Annotated in this window: 10 protein-coding genes; 8 read left to right on the plus strand and 2 right to left on the minus strand. The window is 63.3% G+C overall.

Annotated elements, in window-relative coordinates; genetic code table 11:
* Positions 1-139: 139 nt before the first annotated feature.
* The 4 genes from GWG67_RS11100 to GWG67_RS11115 all read left to right on the plus strand — a co-directional run bounded on the left by GWG67_RS11100 (position 140) and on the right by GWG67_RS11115 (position 4,509).
* On the plus strand, positions 140-928 hold the full coding sequence (locus GWG67_RS11100; protein WP_275169384.1) for a DUF1217 domain-containing protein: 789 nt from the start codon (positions 140-142) through the stop codon (positions 926-928).
* Positions 929-931: 3 nt separating this feature from the next.
* Positions 932-1,660, plus strand: a complete 729-nt coding sequence (gene flgF / locus GWG67_RS11105) for a flagellar basal-body rod protein FlgF (RefSeq protein WP_275169385.1) — start codon at positions 932-934, stop codon at positions 1,658-1,660.
* Between the two features lie 36 nt (positions 1,661-1,696).
* Positions 1,697-3,022, plus strand: coding sequence for a flagellar protein export ATPase FliI (gene fliI, locus GWG67_RS11110; protein WP_275169386.1), 1,326 nt, complete (start codon positions 1,697-1,699; stop codon positions 3,020-3,022).
* A gap of 851 nt (positions 3,023-3,873) precedes the next feature.
* Entirely contained in the window at positions 3,874-4,509 is a 636-nt protein-coding gene (locus tag GWG67_RS11115; RefSeq protein ID WP_275169387.1) for a MarR family winged helix-turn-helix transcriptional regulator, read from the plus strand.
* 1,216 nt (positions 4,510-5,725) lie between these two features.
* On the opposite strand, the gene GWG67_RS11120 is transcribed toward GWG67_RS11115, so the two are convergent.
* The gene (locus tag GWG67_RS11120; RefSeq protein ID WP_275169388.1) at positions 5,726-7,318 is read right to left on the minus strand and encodes a porin; all 1,593 of its coding nucleotides are present in this window, start codon (positions 7,316-7,318) and stop codon (positions 5,726-5,728) included.
* Between the two features lie 501 nt (positions 7,319-7,819).
* Between GWG67_RS11120 and GWG67_RS11125 the strand changes: the two genes are divergently transcribed.
* Entirely contained in the window at positions 7,820-8,299 is a 480-nt protein-coding gene (locus GWG67_RS11125; protein WP_275169389.1) for a MarR family winged helix-turn-helix transcriptional regulator, read from the plus strand.
* Between the two features lie 38 nt (positions 8,300-8,337).
* Here GWG67_RS11125 and GWG67_RS11130 read toward each other — a convergent pair whose 3' ends face one another.
* A complete protein-coding gene (locus GWG67_RS11130; protein WP_275169390.1) occupies positions 8,338-9,078 on the minus strand; it encodes an alpha/beta hydrolase in 741 nt (246 codons plus the stop codon).
* Positions 9,079-10,408: 1,330 nt separating this feature from the next.
* On the opposite strand from GWG67_RS11130, the gene GWG67_RS11135 reads away from it, so the two are divergent.
* The 3 genes from GWG67_RS11135 to GWG67_RS11145 all read left to right on the plus strand — a co-directional run bounded on the left by GWG67_RS11135 (position 10,409) and on the right by GWG67_RS11145 (position 14,426).
* Positions 10,409-11,473, plus strand: a complete 1,065-nt coding sequence (locus tag GWG67_RS11135; RefSeq protein ID WP_275169391.1) for a ketopantoate reductase family protein — start codon at positions 10,409-10,411, stop codon at positions 11,471-11,473.
* 520 nt (positions 11,474-11,993) lie between these two features.
* Complete coding sequence (locus GWG67_RS11140) at positions 11,994-12,812, plus strand: YkgJ family cysteine cluster protein (protein ID WP_275169392.1); 819 nt, start codon at positions 11,994-11,996, stop codon at positions 12,810-12,812.
* A 102-nt stretch (positions 12,813-12,914) separates the two neighbouring features.
* Positions 12,915-14,426: an ATP-binding protein gene (locus tag GWG67_RS11145; RefSeq protein WP_275169393.1), complete on the plus strand. Its 1,512-nt coding sequence runs from the start codon at positions 12,915-12,917 to the stop codon at positions 14,424-14,426.
* Positions 14,427-14,430 lie beyond the last annotated feature (4 nt).

Consider the following 14,430-nt stretch of genomic DNA (forward strand, 5'->3'; position numbering starts at 1 on the left):
GCCGCTCCATCACCGATCCCATCGGGAATATCTAGTCGGCGAGCCTTGCGCGAGGCTGGCTTCCCCCTCGCCAGCCTCGCGCAAGCGATTCACGGCAGCTTGGGACGACGTCGCGAGAGCGGCCAGAGGGGCGCGTGTCATGCTATCCACCATCGCGGACTACACCAGACTGACCAAGGACATGGGCAAGTCGCTGACGCAGGTCGCGACGCAACCGGACGTAAGCCGCGACACCGATTATTTCCTCAGCCACATCGGCAACGTGAAGACCATCGACGACTTCCTGAAGGACTATCGCCTCTATTCCTACGCGATGAAGGCATATGGCCTCAGCGACATGACCTACGCCAAGGCGTTCATGCGCAAGGTGCTGACCGAGGGTATCGCCGACAACAAGACCTTCGCCAACAAGCTGACCGACACCCGCTACCGGCAATTCGCCGCCGCATTCAATTTCGCCGCCCTCGGCGACAAGGCGACCCAAACCGCCGCGGCCACGACTGGCACGGCGACCCAGTTCGTCACGCAGACGATGGAGGAGAAGGCCGGCGACCAGAACGAGGGCCTCCGGCTGGCGCTCTATTTCACGCGCAAGGCCTCCACGATCACCAATTCCTACCAGATCCTCGCTGACAAGGCGATGACGCAAGTGGTCCAGACGGCGCTCGGCCTGCCCTCGACGATCAGCTCGGCTGATATCGATGCCCAGGCCAAGATGATCACGAGCAAGATCGAGCTGACCGATTTCCAAGACCCGGCCAAGGTCACCAAATTCGTGCAGCGCTTCGCGGCGATGTGGGATGCGACCCAGGCCCAGAGCGACAATTCGACCAACCCGGCGCTGGTCCTAATCGGCGGCGCCACAACGTCGATCGGCATGGATACCAACGTGCTCACGACACTTCAGAACATCAAGTTCAACAGGTAGGTCATGCAATCGGCCCTCTATGTAGGATTGTCGGCGCAGGTCGCCCTCGAAAAGCGCCTCCAGACGATCGCCAACAACGTCGCCAACGTCAACACGGCGGCGTTCCGCACCGACGTGGTGAAGTTCGAGACGGTGCTGTCCAAGGCGGGCGCGAACCCGGTCGCCTTCTCCTCGCCCGGGGACAACATCATCTCGCGCGAGATGGGCAGCATCACGGAGAGCGGCAACCCGCTCGACGTCGCCGTGGTCGGACAGGGCTGGATCGCTTTCGCCGGTCCGAACGGCACGGTCTATACGCGCGACGGCCGTCTCCAGATCGCCGCCAACGGCGACCTTCAGACCGTGTCCGGCTTCCCCGTCATCGATTCCGGCGGCGCGCAGATCACCCTCGATCCGAACGGCGGACCGGTCTCGATTGCGCGGAGCGGCGCGATCACCCAGGACAACAACGAGATCGGCACTATCGGCCTGTTCAACATTCCCGCCGACGCCAATCTCGACCGCTACGGCAATTCGGGCGTCACGCCCGACCGGCCTGCGACCGCCATCGCCGACTTCTCCCGCGACGGCTTCAAGCAGGGCTATGTCGAGGGCTCCGGCGCCAATCCGATGATGGAATTGACGAAGCTGATCGCGGCCTCGCGCGCCTTCGACGGCACCAATTCGATGATCGAGGGCACCGAGAGCTCGCTCCAGAACGCAATCCGGACGCTGGGCGAACCCGGCAAATAGACTGCGCCCCGCGCGCAATGAGGTTGGACGGTTTCCTTGAACGCTCTTCGGCAACTTGAGTGGGCGCTGCTGGAGCTTCAGCAGAGCACTCCCCTGGCAAACGTCAGCGGCGCGATCTCCGAGATCGCGTCGACGCATTTCCGTGTCTCCGGCCTGTCGCGCTTCGTCAGGCTGGGCGAACTGATCGGCGTCAACTCCGGCGGCAAGCCCCAGATCGGCGAGGTGGTGCGGATCGACAGCGAGGGCATCATCGCCAAGCCGTTCGACCGGCAGTTCGCCGGCGGCCTCGGCTCGGTCGCCTACCGGATGCCCCCCATGTCCTTTGCGCCGGATCCGAGCTGGAAGGGCCGCGTCATCAACGCGCTCGGGGCGCCGCTGGACGGACAGGGCGCTCTCACCCCCGGGTCGCGTCCGGTCTCGGCCGAGGCGGAGGCGCCTTCGGCCATGAAGCGCGCGCGGGTCCACAAGCCGCTGCGCACCGGCGTACGCGTCATCGACCTGTTCGCCCCGATCTGCGCCGGGCAGCGCGTCGGCATCTTTGCCGGCTCCGGCGTCGGCAAATCGACGCTGCTTGCGATGCTCGCCCGCAGTCAGGGTTTTGACACCGTCGTGCTGGCCCTGGTCGGCGAGCGCGGCCGCGAGGTGCGCGAGTTCATCGAGGACGTGCTGGGCGCCGACCGTCACCGCGCCGTCACGATCGTGTCGACGGGAGACGAGAGCCCGATGATGCGGCGACTGGCGCCGAAGACGGCCATGGCGGTCGCCGAATATTTCCGAGACCGGGGCGAATCCGTCCTGCTCATGGTCGATTCGATCACCCGCTTCGCCCACGCAGCCCGTGAAGTCGCGCTCGCCGCGGGTGAGCCCGCGGTCGCGCGCGGTTACGCACCCTCCGTCTTCACCGATCTGCCGCGCCTTCTGGAGCGCGCCGGACCCGGCGAGGAGGGATCCGGGACGATCACCGGGATTTTCTCGGTGCTGGTGGACGGAGACGATCACAACGAGCCGATCGCCGATACCATCCGCAGCACACTCGATGGGCACATCGTGCTCTCCAGGCACATCGCCGACCAGGCGCGTTACCCGGCCGTGGACGTTCTGGGTTCGGTCTCCCGCCTCGCCCATAACGTCTGGGACCCCGAAGAGCGTGAATTGGTGAGCAAGCTGCGGGCCATGATCGCCAAATACGAGGACACCCGCGACCTTCGCCTGATGGGCGGATACCAGGCGGGACGTGATTCGGGGCTCGACCAGGCGGTCGACATGGTCCCAAGAATCTACGGCGCGATGCGGCAGGACGCTTCGGCTCCGCCAAGCGCCGATCCGTTCCGCGAGCTGCGGGACATGCTCAAGGGCGACTAGCAAGTCTCAGCTTGAGTCGGCGAGGCGCCCCGCGATCGCCCCTTGCTCGTGGTCTTCGACGGGTGATTGCGAATGCCGCCACGCTTCCCGCGCATGCACGGTTGTCTGCGGTCTCCGCCGTGAACGCCTCCACCGTTCGGGTGAGGGAATCGCGCAGCCGCGCCGAATGCGACTGAACGACGATTCCGTGATTCGGTCCGGACAACCGCCGCGTGTAATTCCTGTGAGTTCCCTCGGACAATCCTTGGCAGAACGCACAAGTTGTGGATGACATGCCGACGCACATCGTCGTCATGCACAAGCTTCGACCAACTTGCATCAACGACAGCCAACAACGTGCCGTGCAATGAAACCGTCGCATAGTCGCGTGCATGTTGCTCGTGGGACAGGGTATTGCGTTCACCATCATGTGTCCCCGAAATGCGAGATTGTCTTGAACGTTACATTCGCCTGCGACGACATCCTGTCTCAGAGAGGGTCTCTACTTGATTTTGTTGAGAAGCTCATTCATCGTTTCGTCGAAGATAAGAAACGTCTGCGTGTGACTTGAACCTTAGGGGCTTCGGTTGAACTACTCCGATCCATCGTCTGCTGGCGACGGCTATTCGGGCTCCCGTGCGACGACGCCGCGAATGGCATACCAACAGCAACACCGCTTCCCGCGTCATAACCTGCACTGCCCATCCGTCCATGTCGGGCGCCAGGCAGGCCGTGCCTTCACGCGAGAGAAGAGCACGGTGCATGTGTCGGATATCGCGGTCGGTACGGCTTCTCGCAAACGGCTCGTGCGCAACTACGGAAGGCGGCTCCGGGGCGCCGCAAACGTGACTCCCGGGGCAAGGTAGGAATTCATGCCATTGGCAAGAGAAGCCGTCGAGCTGCTGGTTCAGGCGGCGAGGGCTTGGTATTTCGAAGGCAATCAGCATGGGTTGCGCGACCGGGAATGGATGGCGCTGCGCTTTCTCGGCCGCGCCAACAGGTTTTCGCGTACGCCGTCCGCGCTTGCCGGCTTCATCGGCGCCACCAGGGCGACCGCATCGCAGATCGTGAAGACGCTGGAGGGCAAGTCCTTCCTGGTGCGAAAGCCGTCGCACGAAGACAAGCGTTCTGTCGTGCTGCACGTCACTGCGCAGGGCGAAAAGTGCCTGAGCCAGCACGATCCGATCAATCACGTTCTGAACGCGGTCACGGCGCTCGGACCCGACGAGTGCGTCAGGCTTCGCGATTCGCTGCGCGAGATCCTCAATCACCTCGACGCGGCACATCAGCGGCTCGATGCCAGCATCTGCCGGGACTGCATGTTTCTCGCCGAACGCGGGCCGGGTACGGGCAAGGGACGCGCAACGGCCGAATTCATGTGCCGCCTGTATCGCGCCCCGGTTTCGCTGGATGAGACCGAACTGCTCTGCACCAGTTTCGAGCGCACCCGCGACCGTCCCAAGATCGAGGAGCATCTCGACCGCGCGCGCGTGGCGAACCAGGGGTGAGGCACGCGTGATTTCCGCGCGCGGAGCTTGCGCTGCGGACAATTTCGTCTCTCATATCCCGGACAAGCTGCAGCGCGAAGCCTTGCAGCGCAGAGCCGGGATCCAGATGGCGACACGGTCCCATGTCGCGACATGGGCCCCGGCTCTCCAGCGTACCGCAAGAGCGCTGCGCTGCGTCCGGGGCACGGGAGCGGAGTGTGGCACACACTCTCTCCACATCGTCATTGCGAGCGCAGCGAAGCAATCCAGAATCCCTCCGCGGCGGCAGACTGGATTGCTTCGCTGCGCTCGCAATGACGGAGTATGAGGCGATAGCGCCACTGTTCCTCGCATTTTGAATTGCGGACACACCTTCGCATCCTCGCGGCTGATTTCGCCCGAGCTTTGCTTCGTCATTCCACCCTCTTATCCAAGAGGGCGCAGGGAAGGCCGGGTGCCGGCTGGCACCCGCGGTCCGCTGCGCGAAAAGCACACGCAGGAAAACCGCACAGCAGCATACAGGTGTAGCCAATCACTCGGCCTTCCCTGCGCGATGGTTGGACGGCTTATGCCGTGCTCTCCCGGGAGCCGAGTTCCTTTTGGCCTCCCTCGCCCTCGCGAAAGTCACCGACACCGCGCCGGTTGACGCAGATGCCGCATCCGCAAGAGCTTGACCGTAGCAACGACGGCCAGGACCACACGGTTTTGCCGTACGCACGGCCCGCCATTTCGCCGCAGTTTTCCCAGCCCTGTCGACGGAGCCGGAAACTTACAGACGAGACGAAGCCTAGCAGCGCCGCTCGTCGGAACGAAGCCTTGGGCTCACGGAGAGCAATCCGCCCTGCCCTTAGCCTCTCGCACCCGAACGCTGCCGCGTCCACCGCAAGCCCGGCTCGCGAACGTGACGACCACAAGATCGCCCCTCAAGGATGAGCCGGGATGACCGACACATACGCCGTTTCCGAATTTCGGTAAAGTAGAATGTTTTTGCGGCGGCCGATTGACAGCCTTTCAGGTGTTTTGCCCGACGGGTGATGAGCGGCCGTCGCCCGAAGCGAGCGCGCCGCAATTCGAGCAAGGTCTCGCGCCGGAAGAGTGGCCGCGGATCACGCTTGCGCTCGGGCACCGGCTTCCGGCTTCCGGCTTCCGGCTTCGCCGCTTTACATCATCGGCCGTGCCCAACAAAAAACACCCGGCGGTTTCCCGCCGGGTGTTCGTTGATGTGTTTCGACAGATCTTACCAGTTGCGCTGAGCGCGGAGGATCATGGCGATCGAGTCCTGATCCTTCAGCTCGTAGACCGCGGCCGGCTTGGCGGTCGTGGCCGACGGGGAGATGCCAACCGTGCCAGAGTACTTCTGGTCGAGATGGGTCCAGGAGACATCCGCCGAGAAGGTCAGGTTCTTGACCGGGGTCCATCGGGTGACGACACCCAGCTGGCCGATCGCGAAGTCCGGGTTGCAACCCGTCACACCCGCCAGGCCGCCGAACACGCCGCCGCCGCCGCCAGCACCGCACAGGGTGGTCTTGGCCAGCGTGCCGAACTGGGCCTGAGCGTAGGCACCGTAGAGCGCGGAGTTCCAGTTGGGATCCCAGTTGTGGGTGTAGGCGCCGCGGAAGCCCCAGGTCTTCACAGTTTCCTGCTGGCTCGGCGTTGCGCCACCAACAAACACCGTGTCGGGAGCATTGGCGAAGCCGATGCTGCCGTAAGAGCCAGCAATGCCCGAGTTGCCGTACAGCGCATAGGAGCTGCCCGACAGATTCTGGAAGTTGTAGCGGGTCGCACCATCGGTGTAGACGCCCTGGATGTTGATCGTGTCACCCGCGCCGGTCGGGATGTTCTTGATCGACAGAGCGAGCTGAACCGCCCAACCCCATTTGTCGTCGGGGTGGCCAGTCGGCTCGGTCGCGCCGTAGTAACCAACGTGGTTGTCATGCGCAGCCACCGACGCCTGGAAGAGACCCCAAGCCTGGTCGACACGCACCATAGCAACGAGGTTCGGCGAACGGGTGCCGCCGATGGCGTTGGTGCCGTACGAACCGCCGATCATGCCGCCCGCGGTCGCGCCGCTCATGTTGAGGTTGCCGGCCTGATAGTAGGCCGAGACGTCTTCAGCCGAGAACGCTGCCGTGATGCCCTGACCGAAGTCGGCGGTGTAGGTGAACTGGTTGACACCAGTGACCGTGCCGCTGCCGCCGACGAGGTTATCGGTGATGTTGCCGGGATAGTTGGTCCAGGGCGCGTCGAACTGCGACACGGCCTTACCCATCGTGAAGCCGGCGAACTGGATGAAGGCATAGTACACGCCGAGCGCACCGGCCGAGGTGTTGCCGTCGGTGCCGTTGACGCTGCCGCTACCATTCGAACCGACGAGGGCGGTGCCCGCGGCGTTGAGACCGAGCGCGCCGCTGTACTGGGTGCCACCCGTTGCCGAACCGGTCGGGGTGTAATTGCCGCTCGTCCAGGTGAAGACGCCGTCGAAGAAGGTGCGGACCACGCCGTACTCGGTCGCAGTGCGGGTGTCGATGTTGAGGTCTTCACGAGAACGGAAGGTGTAGTAGTTCATCATGCGGTTGCGAGCACCGGCAGTACCGCCCTGGTTCGGATTGAAGTCCGAGTTGGAGCCCAGCACGGCGTCAGCGCGCATGTAACCGCCGAGCTTGATGCAGGTGTCGGTGCCCGGGATGTAATAGAAGCCGGCGCCGTACAGCGAGCAGATCTTTACGTATTCGACCGCTTTGGCCTTCACGGGGAGATCGGCAGCGAACGCTCCGGATGCGGCCATCAGGCCGGCAGCCGAGCCGAGAAAGAGTGTCTTCGTCAACTTCATTAGTAAACCTCCAGGTCGGTTCAGGGGGCTCGGCTCCCGGAGGAAGCCGCTTTACCCTCTCAATTTCGCTCAATTCAGATCCGCACGAAGGTCCGGACTGAAACGACAGTGAGGTGCCCCCCCCTCCGTCGTGGCTTCACATATAGTTTATAAAAACAACTGTCTCAATTTATTGATTTGATGAATCGACAGTTCGAGCCGCGATGTGTCCTAAGAGCAACAGCGGCGATATCCCCCAGAAGAGCCGTTGCCTGAAACAAGAAAAGCCCTCAGGGGCATCCCGAGGGCTTCTTGGAGGTCTCGCATCGCTGTCCATCGAGTGGGTCAAGAAAGCGAAATAGAGCACGATAGTCGATAATAAAATTAATTGTTCTTTGCAAGTAATAATTTGGTCTACGATTTCTTCCGCGCGGTACCTCCGTTTGGCCGGCGCGCGATTTTCGAGACGCTTCCAAGATATCCCATTAAAGATAGGCAAGGGATAAACGGGGAGGGAGCCACATGATCGAGAAGAAACTCGACAGGGCGATTACGGACTTCATCTGGAACGTCGTCGAAATTCATTCCCAGCTGGAGGACATCCACACCAGCTGGGCTGGACTGCTGGGCATTACCGAGCCGCAGTGGCTGATCCTGATGGCCATCACCGAATTGGACGAAGGGCGAGGTGTCGCCGGAATCGACATCGCGAACAAGCTGCGCGTCCACCCGGCCTTCGTGACCAACCAGACCAAGAGTCTCGAAAAGGGGGGCTTCCTGTCGCGGCGGCCTGCAGAGGACGACGCGCGCTTCGTCCTGATGTCGCTCACCGCAAAGGCGACCACGGAGATCGAAAAGCTCTCCAAGAGAAAGCTTGCCTTGAACTCGACCATGTTCAACGAGCTCGACGAGAAGACCCTGACAGATCTGAATGATGCGCTCACGACGATTGCCAAGAATGCCCGGCTGGCTGCACGATTGCTGGCGATCGACGTGTCCTGATCTTCCGATGTCCTGAGTGGAATGTGCGTCTGTCATGCCTAGAGGTAGGTTACGGGATCGATCCGACCGGCCGTTCCGAGTTTGCTGTCCAGCCACTGGAAGATGAAATCGTCCACGGAGATGAAATTCTCGATCTCGCCCAAAGGGTACGGGATCCGGTTTGGCACGACGACCGAGCAATCGGCTCCGGCGTGCCGATAACCGGCCTGCAGCTCGAGAGCCTCCGCTTCACGGACCATCGAGCGGCTCCCGACGACCATGAGCAGCGGGCAAGCGATTTGACGCGACGGCAGCAGCGAGCCTGTCGAGGCCCAGTCACGGACCGTCCGCTCGACGCCGGTCATCCAGTGAACCGACGCACGACGCTTGACCGACGCCAAAAGGCCGCCATCGCACACCGCGGCAGCTATCCTGCGATCATATAAGGCGAGGCGGGAGACATCACTGGCGCACATCCCTTCGCCGTAGACCGAAATCCGCTGTCCATCGACCTCCGGCCGAGCCTCCAGATAGTCCAGCCAGCACTGCAGGACGTGCTCCGGCTTGAAGGAGCGACGAGCAGCTGAAGCGCGGGCATCGACAAGCAGGAGTGACACATTCCGGCAGAGTGCGGCCGGCCACAATCGGCTCATCATCGAGGCCAAAGAATCCTCATCGTCACCGACGCAGATGAGTGCGGGTGCCCCAGGCTCGCGACGACAAGCGGGCAAAAAGAGGCCCGTCAACGCCTCTTGATCGAAGCCATCGATCTTCACGCGCTCGAACCTGACCGGCATCATCCTCGAAGCCTCTCAGGCCGATCCCGGCCTTGTCTGCGAGGTCGAGGCGCGTGGAATCTTCCGGACAAGATAGACTTCGTGCGATTTCGAGGGCTGTCAGCGAGCACAGCCACGCCTCGCGTGAAATCCAGACGGAGCCATCGTCCCGCGCGGATTCGGCGAAGATCCGGTAGTCGTCGGCAATCCTCGACCACTCTGAAACCCACAGATGCCTGTGCGCCTCACGCGCAAGTTCCGTGACGGACAGGTTCTCGAAAAACTCCGACGCGCGACTGCGCAAGCGTGCCAGATTGCCACCCGCGCCGTCGCGCGAGCAGCGAGACGAATGAGCACCATCCATGTCAGTCCCCTAACGGCGCCGTGAACGCTTGCCCGGACAGGGACTGCCAAAGACTTAAATTGCAAAGATTTGCCGGCTTCGCTTTCAGCGCAGCGCCATGCACAAGGAACGATCGTGGGCGGGCATGATCGCGGCCGTCATGCTCGTGTCCGCCGATGGTGCAACGTGCCTTGATCTCTTTCCCGGCCCTTTGGGCGCGCAGCGAAAGGTCACAATAGCCAGTGTCCGGTTCAGTCCGCGCGGCGGCGCCCCGAGGCTGACGATCATTCGGTGTTGGCTCCGCACGAAAACCGGCCGAAACGATATTTAGTTCAAACGAGCCGGTCTCGATACAAAGTCCACGCGGGCTCCCCTCAATCGTCATACCTCAGCTCCGTTGCTGATACACAGTTTAGGCCCCGCACCACTCTGCCATTTTTTGCAGTCCCGCGTTTGTCGTTTTTTGTTGCGGTGGACGACTAAAATTGGAGCTCATTCGGTGACGGAAAACCCATCGCCTGTGTCGGCTTCCATCATGAATTCCTGATGACGCCGATCCGGCGTGCCACCCATCACGATAGCGATAAAATATGCGGCGGGTTGCCGCCTGATCGATGCCGACGGCCTTCACCAAGGGACTTTCCGGCTGTTAGTGCCGCAGGAAAACCGGCGCGACAAATCCTCGAAGTCGCTCATCCGCGCCCGGCGCGCGAGACGTGACGAGGTATAATCGCGTTCTGGGCGAGCCCCAGCGATCGAGAACGTACAACATTCCTTACTTCGGTAAGCCAGTTATTTGAGCAGATCAGGCACCTGCAGAACCCGTCGCCGGTCAGGCGTCGTCTCGCTTTTGGCATCAAGCACCACGCCGCCCCGCCTGCCGCGCCTTCTGAGCCTTGTATCCATTATCCCAGTTGCCATCCCCACGCACTTTGCCTTACATGCCCGCCAAACTCGCCGCGGATGACGGCCGGGGCTCAAAAATCGCACAAATTGTCAAAGGGACGAGACATGGCGCGTAACATCCTGATTCTCGGGGCTTCCTACGGCTCCCTGCTGGGCACCAAGCTGCTGATGGCGGGGCACAACGTGACCCTGGTCTGCCGCACCAAGACCGCAGAGCTGATCAACCGCGAGGGGACCGAGGTGCGCATCAAGTTGCGTGACGAGGCGGTTCACCGCGCCATCTTCTCGCGCGACCTGCCCGGCAAGCTCGCCGCCGTGACGCCGGCCAATGTGGACTTGTCCCGTTACGACATGGTCGGCCTTGCGATGCAGGAGCCGCAATACACCAACCACACGGTGCGCGTTCTCATGGTCAGGATCGCCGCGGCGAAGCTGCCGTGCCTGTCGATCATGAACATGCCGCCGCTGCCCTATCTGAAGCGGATCCCCTCGCTCGCCGACATGGATCTCGAGGAGGCCTACACCAATGCGCAGGTGTGGGAGCGCTTCGAGCCCGGGCTGGTGACCCTGTGCTCGCCCGACCCGCAGGCGTTCCGTCCGCCTGAAGAGGCTGCGAACGTGCTTCACGTCGGTCTGCCCACGAATTTCAAGGCATCCGTGTTCGCCGACGAGAAGCACAACAAGGTGCTGCGCGAGCTCGAAGCCGACATCGACGCGGTGACGCTCGACGGCCACGACGTGCCGGTGAAGCTGAAGGTGTTCGATTCTCTGTTCGTGCCGCTGGCGAAATGGTCGATGCTGCTGACCGGCAACTATCGCTGCATCACCCCGCACGAGCCGCAGTCGATCCGCGATGCCGTGCACGGTGATCTCGCGCGCTCGCAGACCATCTACGAGCATGTCGACGCCATCGCCCGGCGTCTCGGCGCCGATCCGCAAGACCAGGTACCGTTCGCGAAATACGCCAAGGCTGCCGAGAGCCTGCTGAAGCCGTCGTCGGCCGCACGCGCGGTGGCGGGCGGCGCGCCCTTCATCGAGCGCGTCGACCTCTTGGTGAAGCTGATCTCGCATCAGCTCGGCGCGCCCAATGCAGAGATCGACCGCACGGTCGAGACCGTGGACCTGAAGCTCAACGAGAAGATCGTGCAGGGCGGATCGGGCGCGCTGTAACGGGCGCTTCCATCGCCATCGAACACGTCAGCGCTTGCGCTCCCAGGACACCGGGGCTGAGCGTCACCATGCCCTACCCGCAAATCATCTCGCGCGGCACTGTTCCCGGTCTGATTCAAACTCAACAGGCGTGATCGCAACTCGTCGATCACGCGATCGTGTCGCTTTCAGTTCCCTCCTGCTTTCACCCGCAAATATCACGTCTGAATGACAGAGAGCCATGTTGCCGGTCATGTCTCGACGTGGCGCAGCGTGAAAATGCGGCATTTCCGCTCGAACTGAACCAAAGCGCACAAATCCTTGTCCGCCGCGCGCTCAACCGAGGTCGCGCGCTTCGGGCGAGATCCTTCATTTGCGCAAACGCCGCATGCGCGCGCGGCAGGCTCGTTGTCTTGTCTCGCGGCCAGGGCTGAGCAAGATAGCTTTGTAAGTAAGCTGTCTTTCAAGGGTTTTTCAGACAGGGTTTGCAGTCTCCCCTGCGATCGGAGTCCAGACCAGAACAATTGCAGAAAAAGAAGTCATGGACCAGGCGATGCTGAGCGTCGTCCGCGCAGTAGAGGCAGGCGCGACGACGATGAAGGGCGTGATCGACGCCACCGGACTGTCTCGTCTCAAAATCGAACGTGCGTTGAACGCGCTGGAGAAGCAGAAGCTGCTGGTCCGCGACGGTCAGGGTTTTCGCGGAACCGGCCCGACGAGGACAACCCAGCCTGCCCGGGAATGCGGCTCGTGCAATGCCTGCTGCGACATCCTCGAAGTGGCCGCCGTTGACAAGCCGGTGAACCAGCTGTGCGGGCATTGGCAGGCCGACACGGGTTGCACCATCTACGAGCGCCGTCCCCAGATGTGCCGTTCATTCGTCTGCGCCTGGCTGCAAGGCCATCTCGACGACGACTGGTTTCCGGCGAAGTCGGGCATCGTCGTGCATTTCAGCCAGGACGCCGTGAACGTGACCGTCGATGATCATTGCCGCGATCGCTGGCGCGAGGAGCCCTATTTGAGCAAGCTCGCCGAATGGTCGCTGAACGGGATCAGCCGAATCGGAAACCGCGGCTACGCGACCCTCGTCGTCTCCGGCGCCGACCGGTTCCTGCTGCTCGGGCGCACCGTCGTTCCCGAGCCGACGCTGTTCGGCACCGCGTTCCTGCCGCTCACGGCCGAGACATTTCGATTCTGGCGGGCGAAATCCCCGGAGCATTTGCAGCGGCTGCACGAGCGCATCGCCGAGATCGAGCGGATCAGGCAGGAGTTCGGCTCCTGCGCCATCCCGGAGAACGAAGACGACGATCCGCAAGCCCCCTATCGGCCCGCACTTCTACGGCAATCGAATCACGCCTGAACTCCGCCGTGGGCAACGACGCATGATTCTCGCCGTGGCGCTCGACGCGCGCCGGCCGGGTTGATAAGCCCCTCTCCGCGAATGATGGGACTTGAGTCGGGCATGACGGTTGCGATCGAGATGGGGCAGACCACGGCGGGCGCCGCGGCGGCCATGGACCTCGAGGAACTGCTGGCGACCCGCCTCCTGGTGCAGGGCAATTCGGGCTCCGGCAAATCACATCTGCTGCGGCGGCTGCTGGAGCAGAGCGCGCCCTGGGTGCAACAGGCCATCATCGATCCCGAAGGCGATTTCGTCTCGCTGGCGGAGCATTTCGGCCATCTCGTGATCGAGGCCGAGGATCACACCGAACGCGGCCTTCAGGTTGCCGGCGAGCGCGCCCGGCTGCATCGCGTCTCCACCGTGCTCAACCTCGAAGGGCTCGACGCCGAGAACCAGATGCGCCGCGCCGCGGCCTTCCTCGGCGGGCTCTTCGACGTGGACCGCGACCATTGGTATCCGATGCTGGTGGTCGTCGACGAGGCGCAGCTGTTTGCGCCTGCGGTCGCGGGCGAAGTCTCGGATGAAGCGCGAAAATTGTCGCTCGGCGCGATGACCAATCTGATGTGCCGCGGCCGCAAGCGCGGGCTTGCCGGGATCATCGCGACCCAGCGGCTGGCAAAGCTCGCCAAGAACGTCGCGGCCGAAGCGTCCAACTTCCTGATGGGCCGCACCTTTCTCGACATCGACATGGCGCGCGCCGCCGACCTGCTCGGCATGGAGCGGCGGCAGGCCGAATCCTTTCGCGATCTCGAACGCGGACAATTCATGGCGCTCGGCCCCGCGCTGTCGCGACGCCCCCTGCGTTTGAATATCGGCGCGACCGAAACCCAGCCGCGCAATTCCACGCCGCGGCTGATGCCGATGCCCGAGGCCACGCTCGAAAATATGCGCGCCGTGATCCTGGCAGCGCCGCCGCCCGATGCCAGCCGGCCGCAGCGCCGGCCCGCGCCCGATCTGCTCGAGCAGCTCCGCGCCGCAAAGGCTGCGGCACCGGAGATCGGCCCCGAAATGATCGAGGTCCCGGTCAGTGCCGAGGAACTCGCAGAGCGGCGCGAGCGCGTGGATCGGACCCTTCGTGCCGTCCTCGCCGCGCCCGATGCCGGTTTCCGCGCGGTCGGCGTGCTCTACCAGGAGTTCGTGGTCCGCTGCCGCATCGAGGGCCTCGGCTCGGCGGTGCCCGACCTCACCGAATTTCGGCGCATGCTGACACGCGCACGCGCCGGGCTCGGCGCCGAGCACGCCGAGGACGACGCCTGGCAGGACGTATCGCTCCGCGCCTCGATCCTGCCCGACGACATGCAGGGCGTGTTCATGATGATCGCGCGTGCCGCGAAGGAAGGCTGGCCCTGCCCCGGCGACGCCGCGATCGCCCGCGCCTACGGCTCGCATTCGCTGCGCCGGGCACAACGCCTGCTCGGCTACATGGAGGAGCAGGGCCTGATCGTCTGTCAGCTCGACGGCGCCGGCCGCCGGATCGTGACGCTGGTGGAGCTCGCCTGGGCCACCGCGCCGGGCGATCCCAATGCCGACGATCTGCCGGCAGAGCAGGTCGCGAGCGCGGCGTCGGCTTGAGCCA

This window comes from Bradyrhizobium sp. CSS354, assembly GCF_029051725.1.
GTDB lineage: Bacteria > Pseudomonadota > Alphaproteobacteria > Rhizobiales > Xanthobacteraceae > Bradyrhizobium.

What these genes read in the sequence shown, in the direction of transcription:
- GWG67_RS11100 (WP_275169384.1), top strand. Translation starts at nt 140, where the DNA reads ATGCTATCCACCATCGCGGACTACACCAGACTGACCAAGGACATGGGC.
- flgF (WP_275169385.1), top strand. Translation starts at nt 932, where the DNA reads ATGCAATCGGCCCTCTATGTAGGATTGTCGGCGCAGGTCGCCCTCGAA.
- GWG67_RS11115 (WP_275169387.1), top strand. Translation starts at nt 3,874, where the DNA reads ATGCCATTGGCAAGAGAAGCCGTCGAGCTGCTGGTTCAGGCGGCGAGG.
- GWG67_RS11120 (WP_275169388.1), bottom strand. Translation starts at nt 7,318, where the DNA reads ATGAAGTTGACGAAGACACTCTTTCTCGGCTCGGCTGCCGGCCTGATG.
- GWG67_RS11125 (WP_275169389.1), top strand. Translation starts at nt 7,820, where the DNA reads ATGATCGAGAAGAAACTCGACAGGGCGATTACGGACTTCATCTGGAAC.
- GWG67_RS11130 (WP_275169390.1), bottom strand. Translation starts at nt 9,078, where the DNA reads ATGATGCCGGTCAGGTTCGAGCGCGTGAAGATCGATGGCTTCGATCAA.
- GWG67_RS11135 (WP_275169391.1), top strand. Translation starts at nt 10,409, where the DNA reads ATGGCGCGTAACATCCTGATTCTCGGGGCTTCCTACGGCTCCCTGCTG.
- GWG67_RS11140 (WP_275169392.1), top strand. Translation starts at nt 11,994, where the DNA reads ATGGACCAGGCGATGCTGAGCGTCGTCCGCGCAGTAGAGGCAGGCGCG.
- GWG67_RS11145 (WP_275169393.1), top strand. Translation starts at nt 12,915, where the DNA reads ATGACGGTTGCGATCGAGATGGGGCAGACCACGGCGGGCGCCGCGGCG.